The 20,681-nt window shown below is 40.3% G+C and carries 21 protein-coding genes; 14 read left to right on the plus strand and 7 right to left on the minus strand.

What is annotated here, in order from left to right; translation table 11 throughout:
* Positions 1 to 133: 133 nt before the first annotated feature.
* Positions 134 to 1,174, plus strand: a complete 1,041-nt coding sequence (gene thiL / locus Q0192_RS04870; protein ID WP_299286930.1) for a thiamine-phosphate kinase — start codon at positions 134 to 136, stop codon at positions 1,172 to 1,174.
* Between the two features lie 49 nt (positions 1,175 to 1,223).
* Entirely contained in the window at positions 1,224 to 1,541 is a 318-nt protein-coding gene (locus Q0192_RS04875; RefSeq protein WP_299286933.1) for a hypothetical protein, read from the plus strand.
* 28 nt (positions 1,542 to 1,569) lie between these two features.
* Here the strand turns inward: Q0192_RS04875 and rmuC are convergent, their stop codons facing one another.
* The 5 genes from rmuC to Q0192_RS04900 all read right to left on the minus strand — a co-directional run bounded on the left by rmuC (position 1,570) and on the right by Q0192_RS04900 (position 7,681).
* On the minus strand, positions 1,570 to 2,949 hold the full coding sequence (gene rmuC / locus Q0192_RS04880; protein ID WP_299286936.1) for a DNA recombination protein RmuC: 1,380 nt from the start codon (positions 2,947 to 2,949) through the stop codon (positions 1,570 to 1,572).
* A gap of 42 nt (positions 2,950 to 2,991) precedes the next feature.
* Positions 2,992 to 4,395, minus strand: coding sequence for a Fic family protein (locus Q0192_RS04885; RefSeq protein WP_299286939.1), 1,404 nt, complete (start codon positions 4,393 to 4,395; stop codon positions 2,992 to 2,994).
* 291 nt (positions 4,396 to 4,686) lie between these two features.
* Positions 4,687 to 5,166: a gliding motility lipoprotein GldH gene (locus Q0192_RS04890; protein WP_299286942.1), complete on the minus strand. Its 480-nt coding sequence runs from the start codon at positions 5,164 to 5,166 to the stop codon at positions 4,687 to 4,689.
* Complete coding sequence (gene ricT, locus Q0192_RS04895) at positions 5,163 to 6,533, minus strand: regulatory iron-sulfur-containing complex subunit RicT (protein ID WP_299286945.1); 1,371 nt, start codon at positions 6,531 to 6,533, stop codon at positions 5,163 to 5,165. Before ricT ends, Q0192_RS04890 begins: the two co-directional genes overlap by 4 nt.
* A gap of 2 nt (positions 6,534 to 6,535) precedes the next feature.
* Positions 6,536 to 7,681, minus strand: a complete 1,146-nt coding sequence (locus Q0192_RS04900; RefSeq protein WP_299286948.1) for a DNA polymerase III subunit delta' — start codon at positions 7,679 to 7,681, stop codon at positions 6,536 to 6,538.
* Positions 7,682 to 7,803: 122 nt separating this feature from the next.
* On the opposite strand from Q0192_RS04900, the gene ruvX reads away from it, so the two are divergent.
* The 7 genes from ruvX (at position 7,804) to Q0192_RS04935 (ending at position 12,585) form a co-directional block, all read left to right on the plus strand.
* Positions 7,804 to 8,220 (plus strand): Holliday junction resolvase RuvX, encoded by a 417-nt coding sequence (gene ruvX, locus Q0192_RS04905; RefSeq protein ID WP_299286951.1) that lies wholly within the window; start codon positions 7,804 to 7,806, stop codon positions 8,218 to 8,220.
* A gap of 64 nt (positions 8,221 to 8,284) precedes the next feature.
* On the plus strand, positions 8,285 to 8,932 hold the full coding sequence (locus Q0192_RS04910; RefSeq protein WP_299286954.1) for an O-methyltransferase: 648 nt from the start codon (positions 8,285 to 8,287) through the stop codon (positions 8,930 to 8,932).
* Positions 8,929 to 9,387 (plus strand): glucosaminidase domain-containing protein, encoded by a 459-nt coding sequence (locus Q0192_RS04915; protein ID WP_299286957.1) that lies wholly within the window; start codon positions 8,929 to 8,931, stop codon positions 9,385 to 9,387. Before Q0192_RS04910 ends, Q0192_RS04915 begins: the two co-directional genes overlap by 4 nt.
* Positions 9,388 to 9,460: 73 nt before the next feature.
* On the plus strand, positions 9,461 to 10,333 hold the full coding sequence (locus Q0192_RS04920) for a glucosaminidase domain-containing protein (protein ID WP_299286960.1): 873 nt from the start codon (positions 9,461 to 9,463) through the stop codon (positions 10,331 to 10,333).
* A 61-nt stretch (positions 10,334 to 10,394) separates the two neighbouring features.
* On the plus strand, positions 10,395 to 11,147 hold the full coding sequence (locus Q0192_RS04925; protein WP_299286963.1) for a hypothetical protein: 753 nt from the start codon (positions 10,395 to 10,397) through the stop codon (positions 11,145 to 11,147).
* Positions 11,144 to 11,479, plus strand: a complete 336-nt coding sequence (locus tag Q0192_RS04930) for a hypothetical protein (RefSeq protein ID WP_299286966.1) — start codon at positions 11,144 to 11,146, stop codon at positions 11,477 to 11,479. The genes Q0192_RS04925 and Q0192_RS04930 overlap by 4 nt, the downstream gene beginning before the upstream one ends.
* Positions 11,480 to 11,538: 59 nt before the next feature.
* On the plus strand, positions 11,539 to 12,585 hold the full coding sequence (locus Q0192_RS04935) for a DUF3078 domain-containing protein (protein ID WP_299286969.1): 1,047 nt from the start codon (positions 11,539 to 11,541) through the stop codon (positions 12,583 to 12,585).
* Positions 12,586 to 12,636: 51 nt separating this feature from the next.
* On the opposite strand, the gene Q0192_RS04940 is transcribed toward Q0192_RS04935, so the two are convergent.
* Positions 12,637 to 13,896, minus strand: coding sequence for a hypothetical protein (locus tag Q0192_RS04940; protein WP_299286972.1), 1,260 nt, complete (start codon positions 13,894 to 13,896; stop codon positions 12,637 to 12,639).
* Positions 13,897 to 14,203: 307 nt separating this feature from the next.
* Here Q0192_RS04940 and ffh point away from each other — a divergent pair, with 307 nt between their 5' ends.
* The 4 genes from ffh (at position 14,204) to Q0192_RS04960 (ending at position 18,138) form a co-directional block, all read left to right on the plus strand.
* Positions 14,204 to 15,538, plus strand: a complete 1,335-nt coding sequence (gene ffh / locus Q0192_RS04945) for a signal recognition particle protein (RefSeq protein WP_299286975.1) — start codon at positions 14,204 to 14,206, stop codon at positions 15,536 to 15,538.
* Positions 15,539 to 15,712: 174 nt separating this feature from the next.
* On the plus strand, positions 15,713 to 17,251 hold the full coding sequence (locus Q0192_RS04950) for a YifB family Mg chelatase-like AAA ATPase (RefSeq protein ID WP_299286987.1): 1,539 nt from the start codon (positions 15,713 to 15,715) through the stop codon (positions 17,249 to 17,251).
* A gap of 300 nt (positions 17,252 to 17,551) precedes the next feature.
* Positions 17,552 to 17,827, plus strand: coding sequence for a type II toxin-antitoxin system RelE/ParE family toxin (locus Q0192_RS04955; RefSeq protein ID WP_299286978.1), 276 nt, complete (start codon positions 17,552 to 17,554; stop codon positions 17,825 to 17,827).
* Positions 17,828 to 17,838: 11 nt separating this feature from the next.
* Entirely contained in the window at positions 17,839 to 18,138 is a 300-nt protein-coding gene (locus Q0192_RS04960) for a HigA family addiction module antitoxin (protein WP_299286981.1), read from the plus strand.
* A 95-nt stretch (positions 18,139 to 18,233) separates the two neighbouring features.
* On the opposite strand, the gene Q0192_RS04965 is transcribed toward Q0192_RS04960, so the two are convergent.
* Positions 18,234 to 20,273 carry a biosynthetic peptidoglycan transglycosylase gene (locus Q0192_RS04965; RefSeq protein WP_366518137.1) on the minus strand — a complete coding sequence of 680 codons (2,040 nt, stop codon included), beginning with the start codon at positions 20,271 to 20,273 and terminating at the stop codon, positions 18,234 to 18,236.
* Between the two features lie 240 nt (positions 20,274 to 20,513).
* On the opposite strand from Q0192_RS04965, the gene Q0192_RS04970 reads away from it, so the two are divergent.
* Positions 20,514 to 20,681: iron-sulfur cluster assembly protein (locus Q0192_RS04970; protein WP_299286990.1), on the plus strand; the 168-nt coding region annotated here is incomplete at its 3' end.

Here is a 20,681-nt window from a genome sequence, read left to right on the forward strand (position 1 = left end):
ACCGATTCAAGTTGATTTCACTGATTTTTTTTAAATATTGATGCTTCTTTTATCACTTAAAAATCAATATCAATCATTCTTTCTATCTGTGGAATCATCTTTTAAAAATTCGTGTAATCAAATCAAAAAAATAATGTTTGATAACAAAGAAAAAACAGAGATAGTGAGTTTAGGTGAATTTGGCCTGATTAGTCACCTCACCAAAAATATTGTATTACTGGATAAAACCTCGGTAAAAGGTATTGGCGATGATGCCGCAGTAATGGATTTTGCAGGAAAGAAAACTTTGATTTCTACCGATTTATTGCTGGAAGGCGTGCATTTTGATTTAGCTTACGTGCCGCTTAAACACTTGGGTTTTAAAGCCGTACAGGTTAATTTAAGCGATATTTATGCGATGAACGGCACGGCAAGTCAAGTTACTTTTTCGCTGGGAATATCCAGTAAATTTCCGTTAGAAGCCGTGGAAGAATTGTATGAAGGCGTGTTGTTAGCTTGTCGGCAATACAAGGTGGATTTGATTGGCGGCGATACTTCCTCTTCTAAACAGGGCTTGGTCATTAGCGTAACGAGTATTGGTTATGCCGATGAAGCTGATGTTGTTTACAGAAACACAGCTGAAGAAGGCGATTTAATTTGTGTTTCCGGCGATTTGGGCGGCGCTTATGTGGGTTTACAATTGCTGGAACGCGAGAAACAGGTTTATCTTTCTAACACAAACATTCAGCCGGATTTGGAAGGCAAAGATTACATTGTAGAACGCCAGTTAAAACCAGAAGCACGCGGCGATATCATTTCTATTTTAAAAGAATTAAAGGTTAAGCCAACTTCGATGATTGATGTTTCGGATGGTTTGGCTTCCGAAATGCTGCATATTTGCACGCAAAGCAATAAAGGCTGCACGATTTATGAAGATAAAATCCCGATTGACCCAATGACTTACGAAACTGCCCGGGAATTTGGCCTCGATCCTACCGTTTGTGCATTAAACGGTGGCGAAGATTACGAACTGCTTTTCACCATTAAACAAGCCGATTACGAGAAGATCAGATACGATGCCGACATTACGATCATCGGCCATATTACCGAGCCTGCTGCGGGCTGTAATTTGGTTTCTAAATCTGGCAAAGTGCATGAGTTGAAAGCACAGGGCTGGAACGCTTTTAATAAGTGATATTTTTTGTAGCGTTTGTACAAGAAAGCACGTATTGCTAAAAAAACGAATGATGAAAAAGCTATTGATTGCCTTTGTTTTACTGATTTTTGCAACTACAAGCTGTAAAAAATCAGATCGGTTAACGGCAGAAAATGTTCCGGCAACGATCACTTTTACAGGAGGTATTGCAACAGATGGGTGTGGTTTTCTGATTAAAATTGATGATTCCAGTGCCAGTTATCATGCGGATAATTTGCCTATTGATTTTCAAAAAGATAAACTTCCGGTAATTGTGAGCTATCAACTGTTAAATACGAAATATAGTTGCGGACTTCTATCCAATAATATCTCTGTTATTAAAATTGATGCTATTAAGCAGAGGTAAAAAAAGTACTGGTAAAAGAAGTATTAGCTTATTCTTCATCAATCAACAATTTCTGATCCAAGGCTTTACTGTTTTTAGCACCTAATTTTCGTAGTGTTTCTGCACGGCCGGTTAAGTTGCCGCTGCCGGTGGTCAGTTTGTTAAAGGCATCGTTGTAAGCTTTTTTACTACCGTCAATATGCTGTTCGATTTTTTTCATATCCTCGGTAAAACCAACAAATTTATCATACAGCAAACCAGCTTTGGTAGCAATATCCAAGGCATTTCGGGTTTGCTGTTCCTGTTTCCAAACGGAAGCAATGGTTTTTAAAGTAGCCAGCAAAGTGGAAGGCGTAACCAAAACCACGCGCTTTTTCCAGGCAAATTCAAACAGTTCCAGATCGTGCTGAATGGCAATGGCAAACGAAGATTCGATCGGCACAAAAAGCAGCACAAATTCCGGTGAAGTTAAGCCGTTCAAATTCTGGTAACTTTTAGCGCTTAAACCCGAAATATGGTTTTTTACGGAATCAATATGCGCTTTTATATGCCTTACTTTTTCTTCTTCGGAAATCGAATTTACTAACCGTTCATAAGCAATCAGCGAAACTTTAGAATCAATAATCAAATGTTTATTTTCCGGCAAATGAACGATAACATCCGGCTGGAAACGATTGCCTAAATCGTCCGTCAAATTCATGTTTTTGCCTTGTTTGGTGTAGCTCTCGCCTTCCACCAAACCCGAAGCTTCCAGCACACGGTCTAAAATCACTTCACCCCAGTTTCCCTGCATTTTGGTATCGCCTTTTAAAGCTTTGGTGAGATTGGTGGCGTCATCCTGGATGATTTTAGTTTGTTTGATCAGTTCGTCAATCGTTCCTTTCAGCGTAAAACGTTCGTTGGATTCATCTTTGTAAACCTTGTCCACTTTCGCTTCAAAAGCTTTGATATTTTCTTTTAGCGGATTGAGCAGCAAATCCATACTCGTTTTGTTGGATTCTGTAAATTTCTGGGTTTTTTCGTCGAGAATTTTGTTTGCTACGTTCTCAAACTCGCGTTGAAAGTGCTGACGTGTTTGCTCCATTTCCAGTTTCTGCTGATCTAATTGCTCTTTTTGTGCCGTAAAAAAAGCATTGCTGCGTTCTAAATGTTGCTTGGTTTCGTTGTGGCTTTCGCGTTCTTCGGCCAAATCGGCAATTAAACGGTCTTGTTCTTCACGCAGCATCAAACTGATATTTTCTTTTTCCTGATGCAGGTTGGCTGCACGTTCTTCCGCTTTTGCGAGATTTATTTTTAACTGGATATTCTCCTCCTGCAAACGCGTAAAATCCTCCGCAGAAAAAGTAGTTGCAGGCGATGCTTTTTTTAGCAGGATAAAAACAGCAACCAGCAAAATGACCAAAACGGCAACGAGGAGAATGGTGTTCATTTACTAAAAATTTTATCAAAAGTAATTTTAGTAAATGAGAGTTTAGAGATTTTTTTGAATATTATTTTTGATGTCTTGTATTATATTTTTTTGAAGTTTAGTTTGTTCTTCTTCTAAAAAATTTTCATGGTAAAGCTTAGTTAAGAAGAAATTATTTTTTTCTTCGCTAATAGTGTAATTATATTCGTTATAAACGAAGTTGAGAGTGTAAAAAATACTAAAATTTTTATTAAGGCTTTTAAATTCATTTAAGCTTATCATAAAAATTATAGAAGCATAAGTGTGTTTTTCTTCCTCTTCATCTAAAAGTTGTAGGAGTTTTAAATTAACTTTATCATCCATTTTGATAAAATTTATAATTTTTTTTAAATTATATTTTTCATAATCATACTCATAAACGTTTCTTTTTTTGGTTATCACTTTAAAGCTTGTGCTAAAAAAAAATTCTTTAAATTGAGAAATGCGTTTGATGAGCTTATTAAAGAAAGGATCTAATTCTTCAATCATTATCTGTTCAATAACTTCGTTTGATTTTTTCGCCTTTAGCCATTCTTTTCCTCGAATTTCTAACTTAAACAGCGCAATTTCCTTATCAATATCTTCTGCTTCATCAATATCTTCGCCTTCAATTGCTTTGAAATACAAGTTTAAAGAAGTGGTTAAATAATCACCAATATATTCTATAAAAGGCCAGTAATTACCAGTATCTGCTTGATTAAGAAGTGCATAATAGTTTTGCCTATTTTCCATTTTAATAACAACCGGCGGAAAACCATTTCGCATTAAAATCAGGTTCATTAAAATGCGCGATAGACGGCCATTGCCATCATCAAAAGGATGGATCGAAACAAATTTGTAATGAAATAAAGCAGCTAAAACTAAAGGATGAATTTGCTGATTTACACTTGCCTGTCTGTACCAATTCATCAATTCCTGCATTTTTGCAGGGGTTTCTTCAGGAGAAGCGTAGTAATGTGTTTCTCCGGTAACTGTTTTTACATGGTTTGCCGATGTTTTATATTCGCCTAAAGTAATCCGCTTTTTGGTTGGCGTTCCATCAGCAGTTTGGGCCGGAGAATCATAAGGTTCTACCAAAATCATTTCATGTAAAGCACGAATATCAGTTTCAGTAAAATCACGTTTGTCTTTTACAATCGAAAGCAGGAAAAGAATTGCTTCGTTATGCCCGCGGATATCTAAATGGTCTTTTAAAGATTTGCCTTTTGCCGTAATTCCGGTCATTAAAAAAGCAACCGTTTCGCCGTAATTTAAACGGTTTCCTTCTATTGCGTTCGAATGATAATTCCATTCTAAACGCAGCTTTTGCATTACTTTATCTTCAATTTCCTGCGGTAATGGCCGTGATTGCTCTATTCGATTTTTAAGAGAATCGATATGCTTTGTCAAATCGGTTTTACTAAACTCAGCTTCTAATCTCAAATCCATTTCATGTAAAATCTGGTACTGTTCTCAAATGTATGATGGCTGTAAAAGCCAGTAATATTTCTTCAAAGTATCAACTATTTTTAGCTATAAAAATTGAAATAATCTATTCTGATTTATCTGTTTTTTTAACCAAAAGAAATCCATCATACATTTGAGAACACAACCTAAAATCTTAATCTAAATAAATGAATAAAAATGGAAAATAACAAGGGCAAATTTTACCTTCGAAAAAGAAACGAGGGTAAAAAATCAACTTTTTTACCCTCGTTCAAAATTTAAAAATTTTAGGGTTTACTTCGCCCTTTCCACCCGTAAACCCACATCCGCAACTTCCCTTAACGGGTTATCGCGCATATTCTGCTCAACAGTAAACGAATAAGTTCCTGGCGTAGGAAAACGATAATTGGTAAGCAACGGTAAGCGGTAATTATACAAATCCCCTGAGCCATTGCCCAGCCATTCGCCGTCTGGATTGGCTAATTTGAATTCGTAGCGAATGGTTTTGGTTTGATGGTTTGGACTGGTTTGATGCACCAGAACAAAAATATTGGAGTACCGGTAATCGGCAGAATGGCGGAAGTTGAAATAGATATTGTACGGCTGCATAGTATCGCTGATCTTAACATCAGTTTTAATTTTATCTGTATAAGACCAGTTGTGGTTGCTGATTTCTGTATTCTGATCAATCAAAGTCCCCGGCTCGTTGCAAGCCAGGAACATCAAAAAAATACCGATAAAAACAGTATTCAAAAAAAGCTTCCGCCTAATCATTCCGTTTTATTGTTGTTTTGCTGATTCGGATTGTTTGGGTTGTTCGGGTTTCGGTTTGGCCGCTGGCGGTTGCGCCTGCGGTTTGGTCCGCCTTCACGTGCTTCTACGGCCGCGCCTTCTGCCGGCACAACAGGTACGTTTTGCTGCACCGCTTTAACCTGCACTACTGTTTTTACCACCTGAATTATTGGTTTTTGTGCAGCAGGATCAGCCACAGTTGGTTTTGGTTTGTTGCGGTTGTTATTGTTCTTTTTGCGTTTGTTGGCGTTGCTACGATCGTCTAAACGCGTTAAACTGTCCTGCCCGACTACGTTTTCATAATCAAAAGCTTTCACGGTTGGTGTCAGTTCTGCGGCTTTTCCTTCGCCTAAATCCGGCACTAACTCGCCACTTTTATTGATTCGCTGAATTTCACGTACTTCTTTTATTGGCACTGGCACCCAGTTTTCTTCTTTCGGATAGCTAAACCACATCAGCTTTTTAAAAATATCCGTTTTTTGCAAACGGGCATCGCCTTTCTCGGTGCGCAAAATATGCACATCATCAGGAATATCTTTCAACGCATCCATGTAACTGTCCAATTCGTAATTGAGGCAGCATTTTAACTTGCCGCATTGCCCGGCCAATTTTAACGTATTTAAAGACAGGTTTTGATAACGTGCCGCCGCAGTAGAAACCGTTTTAAAATCTGTTAGCCAGGTTGAGCAGCACAATTCCCTTCCACAAGAACCAATTCCGCCTAAACGGCTGGCTTCTTGCCGCATTCCGATTTGCCGCATTTCGATACGGATCCGGAAAGCTTCGGCCATTTTTTTGATCAGTTCCCTAAAATCAACCCGACCTTCGGCCGTATAATAAAAAGTAGCTTTGGTTTTATCGCCCTGATAATCCACATCGCTGATCTTCATTGAAAGGTTCAGATCTAAAGCCAGTTTACGGGCACGATGCATGGTTTCCCACTCCTGCTCTTTCGCCGCTTTCCATTTATCTACATCTGCAGGCGTCGCTTTTCGGAATATCTTTTTGGTAACCTCTGCTTCTTTTACATGCTTTTTTACCATTTGCATGCGCACCAGCTCGCCAGTGATCGAAACATGGCCAATATCAAAACCGCCCGTGGTAGTTTCGGTAGCTACCAGTTCGCCGTTTTCTAAATAAAGGTTATCATTGTTGAGGTAAAAATCTTTGCGCGAACCTTTAAATTTTACTTCTACTATTTGAAAAGGCCTATAATTGGATGGCATATCCATGTTGGAAAGCCAATCGTAAACATCTAATTTGCTGCAGCCATTGGTAAGGCAAGCGCCGTTACTTTTGCAGCCTGCAGGCGCACATCCGCCGCCTGAGGAACAACTTCCACATCCCATGATTAATACAATATATGTTGAGTCCCTTGCGGGAACGTTTTAAATTTTAATATCTTGACCAGTTGCAAAGATACATCTAAAAACAATATCCGCGGATTCGCATTCCGCTCCACGTGATAATGCGCTTTATCCAGCTCATCTGCAATCACTTCCACCATCGCTAAAGTAAGTACTTTGGCCGCCATATTTTGCGCCACTACCAGTTCTTTTTCGGGCAGATGGACCAAACTTCCGGCGCCTGAAAGTAGCATCCCGCACTCGCGGATAAAGCATAGGCCGTATTGCAAAAAGTTCTTCTGGTTTTCGCGGCCCAGCTTGGCCAATTGTTCGGTAAAATCAATCAGCTTTAAACCATCGTTGGTGAAGCACAGACGTAACCATCGCGCAAAAAATTCATGGTAACTGCTGTCATCACGGCTGATCATATGCAGTGCCGCCGTTAAATTACCATTGCTGAGGTAAGCAATTTGTGCGGCCACGTGTTCGGTTTGATGGTGCTGCTCCAAATAAGTTTGCACATCTGCATCTTTTAATGCCGGGATTTTAACCAGTTGCGTTCTAGAAAGAATCGTATTTAAAATATCATCCTGCGATTCGGCAACCAAAAGAAAAAGCGTTTTTTGCGCCGGTTCTTCGATAATTTTTAAAAGCGTGTTGCCTTCTTTGTCCAAATATTCGGGCAGCCACATAATCAGAATTTTGTATTCTGATTCAAACGGCTTAAAACTCAGTTTCCGGATAATCTGGTGGCATTCGGCAATGTTGATGTTGGCCTGTTTGTTTTCGGCTTCCAGATACGTGCGCCATTCATCCAAATTTAAATATGGATTTTTGAGGAAAGCTTTTCGCCATTGATCTATAAAAGTGAGCGCTGTATTGTCTTTGTGTTTCGCAAAAAACGGATACGAAAAATGCAAATCCGGGTGCACCAGTTTTTGGTATTTGCGGCAGGAATTGCATTCGCCGCAGGAATCATTATCCGATTTGTTCTCGCAGGAAATGTATTGCGCATAAGCAACCGCAAGCGCCAAACTGCCCGAACCTTCCGGCCCTAAAAACAGTTGCGCGTGGCTAACCCGGTTTTCTTTAACCGTAGTTAGCAACTTTTGCTTGATGTTTTCCTGTCCAACGATTTCTTTAAACTGCATCGTTGCAAAATAGGAATAAGTAACGAGAAATTGCTTTTGATAGCCCGGCAGATGATATATTTGATGTGCGCTTTACAATTTCACCTAAAAACCGACACCAATTTTTACCCGATAAAAACAGTATGCCCCGAATTATGGCTTTTGATTATGGCACCAAACGCATCGGCATTGCCGTTACCGATCCTTTGCAAATTATTGCAACCGGACTGGAAACCATCCACCCAAAAGACATTGTAGAATACCTTAAAAAATATCTAGTAAAAGAAGCAGTGGAGAAATTTGTGGTAGGAGAACCGAAGCAAATGAACGGAACGCCATCACAATCGGCACCGATGGTAAAAGGTTTTGTTACGATTTTGAAAAAGAATTTTCCATTAATTCCGATAGAAATGCTGGATGAACGTTTCACTTCTAAAATGGCTTCGGCGGTAATTGCGCAAAGCGGCATGAAAAAAATTGACCGGCAGGACAAATCTACAATTGATACAATCTCAGCAATAATTATTTTACAATCGTACCTCGAAAAAAACAACCGGTAAAAGAAGCATCTGCACCAAAAAACAGACAGGTTGACTACTATTTTGAAATTTATATCTTTGGCGGATGGACTTCACATCCGATTTGCTGCAAGCCTATCTCGAAACACATTGCGACCCGGAACCACCGGTACTGCAAAAAATTGCCCACGAAACGCACTTAAAAGTACTACGGCCGCACATGATTTCGGGCCATTACCAAGGCCGGTTGTTAAGTTTCTTCAGCAAATTAATGCAGCCAAAAACAGTATTGGAGATCGGTACTTTTACCGGTTATTCAACCATTTGCCTGGCAGAAGGGCTGGCCGAAAACGGCGAAATCTATACTATAGAAGCCAACCCGGAACTGGAAGAACGCATAAAAAGCAACTTTTTCGCCTCTGGTTACGTAAATAAAATTAAGCTATATATTGGTGAAGCTTTTGATATTTTTGCTGTATTATCGCATAAAATATTTGATATTGTATTTATTGATGCCGATAAACGCAATAATTACAAATATTACGAGTTAATACTCGACAATATCCGGCCCGGTGGTTTAATAATCGTGGACAATATTTTACGAAAAGGTAAAATATTAGACCCTAAAAACCAGGAGAACGATATGCGTTTGCTCCGGGAATTTAATGATAAAATAACTGTGGACACACGGGTAGAAAATTTGATCCTGCCGATTAGGGACGGACTGATGATCATCCGAAAAAAACAATTATGAAGAAATTTTTGCTTCCGTTGATGCTATTTATGGGCTTTTTTGCAAAAGCCCAAAACACTTCACAATCTTATATTGAGAAGTACAAAGATGCTGCCATAAGTATCATGCACGATTACGGAATCCCGGCCAGCGTTACTTTAGCCATTGCCATGCACGAATCTGCAAGCGGAAATAGCAAGCTGGCGCAAAAAAACAATAATCAGTTTGGCATGAAAGGAAGGCATTCCTACAAAACGTATGATTCTGTTCTGGAATCTTTTGAAGACTTTGCCCGCATCATATCAAAACGAAACCTGGCCGATAAATTCGATTCTTTCGATTACAAAAGCTGGGCAAAAGGCATCCAGCGCGGCGGCTACGCCAGCAGCAGCAGGTGGTCTGCACAGGTACTCTCGCTCATTAAAAAATTCCAGTTAAACAGTTTAGACGAAAAGCCCGAACTTGAAGCACAATAATTACGTTTAAGTAAATTGATGCTTCATCCGGTTTTCAAAAACAATTTATATTTGCCCACTCAATACTGTTTTTATGTATAAAAAATGGGCATTCTTTATCCTGTTGGTGATTATTGTTTCCTGCAAATCCAGGAAAAAAGGGATTACCAATCATCAGGCAACACGCAACAACAAAGAAGTACAAAAGCTTAACAAAGAAGCCATTGCCCATTACACTACCTTTGGCGATGTTGGCCAGTACATAGACCGTTTTCGAAGTATTGCCGTTCAGGAAATGAATACTTACGGTATCCCGGCCAGTATTACTTTGGCGCAGGGCTTGCTCGAATCGGGAAACGGAAACGGCGAACTGGCAGTTGTGGCCAATAACCACTTTGGTATTAAATGTACTTCGGACTGGAAAGGAAAATCGTATTTCAAAAACGACGACAAGATCAACGATTGTTTCCGCGTTTACGATAACCCGGAAAGTTCCTTCCGCGATCACTCTGAATTTTTGAAAAGAAAACGTTATGCGCCCTTGTTCGAGCTGGATAAAAACGATTACGAAGGCTGGGCAAAAGGTTTAAAAGCGGCCGGTTATGCAACCAACCCGCAATATCCGCAGCTTTTGATCAACCTGATCAAAAAATACAACCTGGACCAGTACGATATGAGCGAAACCGATTACCAGAAAATTAAACGGGAAGACCGCGTTTTGGCGCAAATCAATAAAAACATCGGTAAAAACAGCAAAGATTCTTTAAAGCAGATTACTTCGGTTGCAACGCCTGCTGCTGTAAAACCGCAATTTGTTCCGCTAAACAAAATGTACCAGGTAAAACAAGGCGACACGTTGTACAATGTTTCCAAGCGTTTTAATTTAACAATTGATGAACTGAAAGCTTTGAATTCCATCGGCGATGACCAGATCAAAATCGGCCAGCAGCTCATCATCGCGCATTAAGAGGTTAATAAATGTTAAGGCAATGCAAAATATCATTTCAGTAAGGTAGTTTTGTATCATAATGATCCGATATTGGCTATGGCTTTTTTGCTTTTTTGTATTCTTCGGAAAGGTTTACGCACAGGAAAAGCAAATCCAGGGAATTGTATTTGATTACAATACCAAAGAGCGTATTGCCAAAGTTTTTGTAACCAATACGCGCACAAAAGCAAATATCTACAACAATTTAAAAGGTGAGTTTACCGTCAACGTCCGTTTAAATGATGTGCTCATCTTTGCTAAAACTGGTTATTTTAACGATACCGTTAAGGTAACAGCGCTACAAACTTTACCGGTTTATTTAAAACGCTCCAGCATTGTTTTGCGCGAAGTAACCATCAAAGATTCGGTACTTACGGCAGAAAAACAGCGCGATGCCAATAAAAAAGAATTTAGCCAGGCTTACGGTGTTTTGGCCAATAAAGATTTGTTAACGGTTGGCAGCAACGGTGCCGGGATTGGGATTGACGCCATTTACAACATGTTGAGCAGGCGCGGCCGGAATGCAACCAAACTGCGCGAAATTATAGACCGGGACTACAAAGCAAAAGTGGTGGACGATCGTTTTAACCCGATTATTGTTGGCTCCATTACCGGATTAAAAGGCGAACAGTTGACCAGTTTTATGTACCGCTACCGGCCCGATTACAATTTGGTGGTGATGCTAAACGATTACGATTTCATCTCCTACATCAAATCCAGTTACAACCGGTTCAGGCGCAACCCGTCAAACTATTTTCTGGCCCCTTTACAACCATCCGATACGATAAAATGAAGTGGCGGTATCCCGTATTAGTTGTTCCGAAACTGCCGGCAAACGGTATGGCACTTTTCCCTTTTATACTGGTAAAAGAAGCATCTTCAAAGTTTGATGAAGTTATAATCTGTCACGAAATCATCCATCTGCGGCAGCAAATTGAGCTATTGGTTTTGCCTTTTTACTTTTTTTACCTCATCAATTATTTGTACAACCGTACCATTTTCAACAATCACCACGAAGCTTACATGAACATCGTTTTTGAACGGGAAGCTTACGCCAACGATGCTTTCCCGGATTATTTAAAGCACAGAAAACTGTTTTCCTGGATCAGATACTTTAAAAATTAAATGTGTTTAGGTTGAAGATTTCTTCTGAAAAAAACCTTTTTTGCTTTTCTTTGTGCCTTATGCGCAGGCTTCCGGTTTTTGTATTGATGCTTCTTTTATCGCTTGTTTTTCAGAAAGCCATTGCCCAAAAAGTTGATTCGGTAAAGGTTGATACTGTTAAAATAGATACCGTTAGAACCGATACCGTTAAAATTGACACCAACCAGCTCAACCGTTACCGCATTGAACCCGGAAAAAATATCCTGCCGGTACACCTACAACCGTTAAACCTTCGGCCAGAATATATCCCGGTACCAGAACTGGATTATAAAGTGAGCTACTGGCGCAAAAACATCATCTTCGGCTTTAACCTCAACCAATCGGCTTTTAGCAACAATTGGAGTGGCGGCGGGATCAGTTCTATCGCCGTAGGGACTAATTTTGATTACAAAACCGAGTACAACAAAGAAGGGAAAGATTTTACTTCGGAACTCATTTTGCTTTACGGAAAACTAAAAAACCGCGGGCAGATACAGCGCAAAACCAACGACCGCATTTTTTGGGACAATAAAGGTTCCATCAATTTTGCCAAACATTGGAATTTTTACGGCTCGCTCAGTTTTGAGTCGCAGTTTGATGAAGGTTTTAATTATTCCAGCGATGTAAACGTTGCGCCTACGCTCATTTCCAGGTTTATGTCGCCCGGCTACCTTACCGAATCTATAGGTTTTGAGTATAAACCGGTTACATATTTTAGCACCCGTTTTGGTACGGGTACGGCCCGCCAAACTTTTGTGCTTGACCGAAACATCCAAGCAAACAATAATTACGGTGTCCTTTTTGGCAAACATGTTTTAAACCAGCTTGCTTTTCAGATCGTTTCTAATATTGATAAAGACATTGCCAAAAACATGAACTTAAAGGCACGTTATCTGATATTTATTCCTTACGATACACCATTTAAAATGACACACCGTATTGATGCCACGTTAACTGCCAAAATCAACAGGTTGATCAATGTAACGCTTAACGGGACTTTGCTTTACGACCCGAACACTTCAACCAGTATTCAAGCCTACCAAAGTTTGGCATTAGGGATTACTTATAAATTTCCTTCCTTCAGGTAGCGCATTTACACCAATTTTTACCCGGTAAAAGAAGCATCTCCCTTGAGCAGCTTAAAAGCCATGATAGCTTTGAAAGCTTGGGTTTACAAAATTGTTCAGGATACTGCCAAACCTGAAATTTAAACCGAAAGAAGTATTATAGTTATAACTTGATGCCAGTTGCCGCTGCCGGGTTAATACCTCTTGTTCTGTCGCCCCACTTTTTACCAAGTTTATCTGATCGTGTACGATGTTGGCATCTATGTTTACAAAAAAAGTAAGGCTGCCTGTTACTTTTACATTGGCCTGCATATTTATACCTTTTGAGTTCAGCTTGCTGTTTTGTAAATAATTACGGTAATAAACACCGGTATTAAAAGTCCCCCATTTTTTGTTCAAAATTAGTGCTGCCGAAAACCGCTGGCCATAAATTACCTCTTTTTGTTTGTTAAAAATAGTGGTGTCGTAATAATGGTTATTGGTAACATCAGGGCCATAGCGGAGAACAAAAAACCGGTCGTTTACATCCTTATATTTAAAAACATTAAATTCGATGGCCGGGCCAAAATATACCGAACCTTTAATGTTGTTAAATGTATTGTTAGAAAAACTTGTTTGATAACCATAACTCCAATGCGGGCTAAAAGACTTTGAAAGGTAATGGTAAAAGTTGTAGTCTGTGTTTTTTACGGTGTATTTAACCGTGTCGTAATCAAAGGTAGAATTGTGCAAGTTGCCGTTCAGGTTAAAATGTACCTTTAATTTATTGGTGATACGGTCGGCAGAAAAATTTGAGCTCAGCACGTTGTTTTTATAAATCTGTTCGGCACTTATGCTCCCGCTTGCCGAAACGTTATAAACCCATAAATTCCATTTGTCCTTTTTACCAGTTTCAGAAATTACGGCCTTGGCGCTTGCCTCATCTTTCATGCTTATTTTGATTGTTTTGGAATAGAGCGTTTTTGCTACCAAAGGAGACAGGCCGAGCATTAGATGCTGCAATAATTTTTGCCGGGTTTCCGAAGCAGTGGCGTTGGCAGTTGTATTAAACGTAAGTGTATCGCTGATATTTTTATACTTGTGCTGTCCGTAAATATTTAGTTGATATTGATTTCCTCCACTCCCGATAGGCTGTGTGGTAACAAGAACATGGGCATCCGCAGCAACCCTATCCAACACAAAATCAATAATCGGAATTTCAGTCTTGATAAAATCAAGATCACAACCTGTGCGGCAATCAATAAATACCTTCAATTTTAAACTGTCAGCATTTTGCGCATTCACTTTTGCAACAACAAACATCAACAAAACAAGTGTAAACAATTTGTTCATAAATTATATAATGAGGTGAAAAACAGTTAGAAGTTTTTTAACAGCTTTTTGATTATTTCCGATGCTTCTTTTACCGCATAAAAATCACTAAACCAAATATTTTCTTGTGCCGGTTTTGTACACCGTACAGAATTTATAGGCATAAAAGAAGTACCGGAAATTTTTATAAAAGAAATTGGAATGGGGCTCTTAATAATAAGATAAATTTCCTAAAATTGTTTTTTATGTTTTATAGGTTAATTAATTCTACTGGCATAGATTGCTTCAAAACCCTAACTTTGTGTTCTATTTAAATTGATTTTAAAAGATGTTTGATAATCTTTCGGATAAACTCGACCGCGCATTCAAGGTTTTAAAAGGACAAGGCTCGATCACGGAAATAAACGTGGCCGAAACCATGAAAGAAATCCGCAAAGCCATGCTGGATGCCGACGTTAATTATAAAACCGCCAAAGCTTTTACCGATGAAGTGAAGCAAAAGGCTTTGGGCGAAAACGTACTGACTTCCATTTCGCCCGGCCAGTTGCTCACCAAAATCATGAGCGACGAACTGACGCAATTGATGGGCGGGACAACTGCCGAATTGACTTTTCCGGCTACGCCAACCATCATTTTGATTGCAGGCTTAAACGGTGCCGGTAAAACCACTTTTTCGGGTAAGCTGGCGCTTTTCCTCAAAACACAAAAAGGTAAAAAGCCCTTGTTGGTTGCGGATGACGTTTATCGTCCGGCTGCCATTGAGCAACTCAAGGTTTTGGGCGAACAGATTGGTGTACCGGTTTATGCCAATTTAGAATCAAAAGATCCGGTTGCGATTGCTTTGGAAGGTTTGGCGCAGGCAAAACAAAACGGCAATAACGTTTTAATTATTGATACCGCTGGCCGTTTGGCTGTTGATGAAGCCATGATGGTGGAAATTGAGCAGGTAAAAAAAGCATTAAACCCGCACGAAATTTTGTTTGTGGTAGATGCGATGACCGGCCAGGATGCGGTAAACACAGCTAAAGTTTTTAACGATCGTTTGGATTTTACCGGAGCCGTTTTAACCAAATTAGATGGCGATACACGCGGTGGAGCGGCTTTGTCTATCAAATCCGTGGTAAACAAACCGATCAAATTTATCGGTACGGGCGAAAAAATGGAAGCGCTGGACGTTTTTCACCCGGACCGGATGTCGTCGCGGATTTTAGGAATGGGCGACGTGATTTCTTTGGTTGAACGTGCGCAGCAACAATTCGACGAGAAAGAAGCGGCGGAACTGCAAAAGAAAATCCGCAAAAACAAGTTCGACTTCAACGACTTTTATGGCCAGATCCAGCAGATCAAAAAAATGGGCAACATGAAAGATTTGATGGGCATGATCCCCGGCGTTGGAAAAGCGATGAAAGATATTGATATTCAGGACGATGCTTTTAAATCTATCGAAGCCATCATCCAATCCATGACGCCAAAAGAAAAAGAAAACCCGGACATCATCAACCAAAGCCGCCGCATGCGCATTGCAAAAGGCTCGGGCAACGAATTGGCAGAAGTGAACCGCTTGATCAAACAGTTTGACGATATGCGGAAGATGATGAAGCAATTTAGCAACCCCGCCCAAATGGCCAAAATGATGAAAAACATGCCCAAACAAGGCAGATAGAAATTGAAAGCCGGAACGAAAGTTTCGGCTTTTTTTATGCGGTAAAAGAAGCATTCCTCAGAAAAAAGGAATTTGAACATGCTTCTTTTAGCACTACTTTTTTAGTGTAATTCTTCTTGCTGTTACTATTATTAATTTTTAGTTAATTTACAGGAATTTTAAATCTTGTTTCCTGTGCTTGTAAAAACTTTTGGCAGTGCTGTTTACGGTATCGAAGCTACCACCATTACGGTAGAAGTAAACATCACCGGCGGCACTAAATATTACGTCGTCGGTTTGCCGGACAACGCGATTAAAGAAAGCTATTTCCGTGTAAAATCGGCCTTAAAAAACTGCAATTACCACATGCCCAAACAACAGGTTGTGGTTAACATGGCGCCTGCTGATATCCGCAAAGAAGGTTCTTCTTACGATTTAACGATTGCGGTTGGCGTTTTAGCGGCTTCCGGACAAATTGTTCCTGCTGAATTGGACAAATACCTTATCATGGGCGAATTGTCTTTGGATGGCGGATTACAACCTATCCGTGGCGCTTTGCCAATTGCCATTCAGGCCCGAAAAGAAGGTTACAAAGGGTTCATCTTACCAAAACAAAACGCACGGGAAGCGGCGATTGTAGATAGTTTAGCAGTTTTTGGGGTGAATACGATTACCGAAGTGGTTGATTTTTTAAACGGCGACAAACCGCTGGAAGAGGAAGTGGTAAATACGCGCGATGAATTTTACCGCAGCATCAGTTTGTACGAGGCCGATTTTTCGGACGTAAAAGGACAGGAAAACATCAAACGATCTTTGGAAATTGCTGCTGCCGGCGGCCATAATTTAATTTTGATTGGCCCGCCCGGTGCCGGAAAAACGATGTTGGCCAAACGTTTGCCTTCTATCCTGCCGCCGCTGAGCTTATCAGAAGCTTTAGAAACCACGAAAATACACTCGGTGGCCGGAAAGCTTGCTGCTGCCGATGCGCTGGTTTCTGTGCGCCCTTTTCGTTCTCCGCACCATACCGTTTCTGATGTGGCTTTGGTTGGCGGCGGCGGAAACCCGCAGCCCGGCGAAATTTCTTTGGCGCACAACGGTGTTTTGTTTCTGGATGAATTGCCCGAATTTAAACGGACGGTTTTGGAAGTGATGCGCCAACCGCTGGAAGAACGAAAAGTAACCATCTCCCGCGCAAAAATGAGTGTAGATTATCCGGCCAGTTTTATGTTGGTTGCTTCCATGAACCCTTGCCCTTGCGGTTATTACAACCATCCGGAACGGGAATGCGTTTGCGGGCCAGGCATTGTGCAAAAATATTTAAGCAAAATTTCCGGACCGTTGTTAGACCGGATTGATTTGCATGTCGAAGTAACGCCAGTCAATTTCTCCGAGTTGTCTTCAGAAAGGTTATCTGAAAAAAGCGAAACCATCCGCGAACGCGTGATCAAAGCCCGGGAAATCCAGCAAAAGCGTTTTGCCGAAAAACCGGATTTGCATTGCAACGCACAAATGGGTTCAAAAATGGTACGGCAAGTTTGTAAAATCAGCGAAGCCGGACAGGCACTTCTGAAAAGAGCCATGGAAAAATTAGGTTTGAGCGCCCGTGCCTACGATCGTATTTTAAAAGTTGCCCGCACCATTGCCGATTTGGCCGGAGCGGAAGACATCCAAATTGAACATCTGGCAGAAGCGATACAATTTAGAAGTTTAGATCGGGAAGGTTGGGCTGGATGACGATGAAAAACTATCGGTAAAAACAGTATCATCAACCGTAATCGAAATAAAATTTTTTTGGATAAAACCGCTATAACTTGAAATCATAATTTGTGATTTCAAGTACAAGAAAATAGGTTGGTAAAAGAAGCATCGTCAAAACTCCAATGCTTCTTTTACCGCATAAAAATTCAGATCAAGCCTTTGTCCCGCAATTCCCGCTGTTTTTCTTTTTCGCGGCGGCGTTGTTCGCGTTTCTGAATGCGGATTTCTTTTGGCAAATAATTTACTTACCTTTAACGTTAGTATTAATTTTAGATTTTGATTAAAAGTTTCGGCAGTAAAGAAACGGAAAGGGTTTGGGAAGGAATTCAATCAAAAAAACTTCCAACCGATATCCAAAACGTTGCGAGAAGAAAATTGAGAATGATCAACAACGCTCAAAACTTAAATGATTTAAGGGTTCCGCCAGCCAATCATTTGGAAAAACTTAACGGAAAGCTGTCAGAATTTTATAGCATTAGGATTAACAAACAATGGCGGGTTATTTTCAATTGGGAAAACGACAATGCATTTGAAATCATAGATTACCATTAACAAGCCGAATTATGGAAACGCTAAAAAATATACACCCGGGAGAAATCTTAAAAGAAGAATTTTTGGACCCGTTAGGGATTACGGCATACAGGTTGTCAAAAGAAACGTTTATTCCGCAGACAAGAGTTGGCGAAATTCTTAAAGGCAATCGTAGGATTACAGCGAATACAGCATTACGGTTAGCGAAATATTTAGGAACATCGGCAAAATTTTGGCTTGGATTGCAAGACGATTATGACCTGGAAGAAGAAAAAAACATAAAGAAACCAGAATTTGAAAATATTCGTCCGGTAAAAACCAATGCTGCATAACGTAAAAAGGCTTGCTGCTAAACGCTTTACAACAAATTTTATGTGGTAAAAGAAGCATCGCCAAAACTCCAATGCTTCTTTTACCGCATAAAAATTCAGATCAAGCCTTTGTCTCGCAGTTCCCGCTGTTTTTCTTTTTCGCGGCGGCGTTGCTCGCGTTTTTCAATGCGGATTTCTTTTGGCGTTTTGGCCGTTGTATCGGCAGCAGGTTTGCTAACCGTTTTTTTCTCGGATGCTTCTTTTACCGTATCTTTTTTGCCAAACAATCGCTGTAAAAAGTTTAAATGCTGCATCGGCCCCACGCCAGCATCGGCATCACCTTCCTGGTTCAAACTATCCACGGCCATTGTATCAACAGGTGCCATTTTCGGCCGCAAAGCTTCCCGAAGGCGAACCGTGTAAAAACCATAAGCCGATGAATCCGGCGGCGTATAACCTTTGGAAGCCATCAACCGGCCAATTAAATTAAAATAACCATGAATGGACGGCCGCAAACTGCCGTCGGGCAAAAAAGAATACAAACCCGATTTTGGTTTCGGCACAATGCTGGCCAAATAAATACTCTCGCCAATAGTAAGTTGCGAAGGCGATTTGCCGAAATAATAGCGCGAGGCTTCGCCAATACCGTACACATTCCTTCCCCACTCAATGATGTTGAAATAAACTTCCAGCATCCGGTTTTTAGTGCTCACGCCATTATTTTCGATGATCCAAACGATTAATATTTCTTCAATTTTTCGGGCAAGCGTTTTTTGCCGGCTTAAAAAAACGTTTTTCACCAACTGCATCGAAATGGTGCTTCCGCCACGTTTAAACTGTTTTTCTTTAAAATCTGTGGCGATGGATTTCCGGATGGATTCTTCCACAAAGCCGTGATGGCGGTAAAACGAAGGATCTTCCGCCGTCATCACCGCATAACGCAGGTTTGGCGAAATCTGGTCTAAAGGCGTAAAATTAGGATTGGAAGGACCAACCGTTCTTGGCGGCATCGGTTTGCCTTTTTCGTAAGGCGTGTACACAAAAACCTGGTTCAGTTTGGTCAAATCGGTTTCGCCATATTGCAGCACTTTAAAGTTCTCTTTTTGCAAACCCGAATCAAACTTTACGTTAGCCGGGTCTTTTGTGTTGAGGTAAAAATTCAACCCATATTTCAACTTCCCGGAAACGCGGATCCCGGCCAAAGATTCAAATAAACCGCTTGGAAAAGAGTTGAACAGCGATTGCGCATCCAGCCAATCGGTACGCAGTTTCAGCTCATAAATTTTGGTTGGTTTAAGCGTGATTTTGATAAACGGACTGGCCGAAACATTTTTAAGGTGAATAACCGACGAGCTATCAACAGAAACATAATTTTCACCTACAAAAACATTGGCATCAATAGAAGCACTCGGCACAACAATATCATTTGAAGCGATTTTTGGATGGTTGATGAGCAAATTTCGCACAAAACACGAACTATAAATCTGCGTTTCATCGCCGCTTTGCCCTTCTTTTTTCAATTCGGTGCCGATGGTGTCAAAGTTGAGTTTCAGCCCGTACTTTTTTTGGATAAAAGGAAGTTCTACCTTTTTGTTATCGGCATATAATTTCAAGGCAACGTTTTTATCCGAAGTATTTACGTTGCCGGCAATATGCCAGGTTGCGTAACCATTGTTCACCAAGATAGTAGAATACAGCTTGCCGCGTTCAATCACCGCTTTCGGGATTTGCAGGTTCAAGCGGTTGGTATCGTCATGAAAAGCAATATCAAAGTTGCTTAGGTTAAGGTCATCCGGGATTTTGTACAAAAACTGCGTCATCAAATTATGCGCAAAATCGGCCAGGTTCGCACTTGATTTTTTGGTGCTGTCCCTTTTCTTCCGAAACAAAAACTCGTAGTTGCGTACTCCTTTTATGCTGCTTAAATTGAGCTTGCCGTCTTCCATGATGATGGTAGAGAGCTTTACGTTTCCAAAAAGTAGCGGCCACACTTTTACGCTAACTTGAAAATGTTTGATTTTCAATAAACTGTCGCGCTCAAAAGGTACAACCGTAATGTCTTTCAGGTTAACCGTTGTAAGGCCGGTAAAGCTGGCCGAACCTATTTTTACATCTAAATTATACTCGGTACTGGCTTTTAATTTAGCTTTGTTCAAGGCTTTTTCAAGCAAAACCTGCCGTTTAGAATAAGCAATTAATCCTGCTATCGAGAGAAGTACCAGCAAAGAAACAAGAACAATAAGACCGATTTTAAGATATTTACGGTTTAAACGGCGCATCTGTAAATTTTGGCTAAAACTAATTAATCTTTTTTGCTGTCAATTGTTCTGCAGCAGTTTTTTATTTTTATCGAGAACGGAGAAAATGCTGTTTTTATCATACAAAAATCCAACAAAATAATGAGTATTACACGGGAAGAAGTTTTAAAAGCATTGAGTTATGTGGAAGACCCCGACTTGAAAAAGGATTTGGTTACCTTAAACATGATCGAAGATGTGGTGATTGAAGGAAACCGTGTCAGTTTTTCGGTGGTGCTGACTACGCCTGCTTGTCCGTTAAAAGCC

The organism is uncultured Mucilaginibacter sp. (assembly GCF_937859865.1).
Lineage (GTDB): Bacteria > Bacteroidota > Bacteroidia > Sphingobacteriales > Sphingobacteriaceae > Mucilaginibacter_A.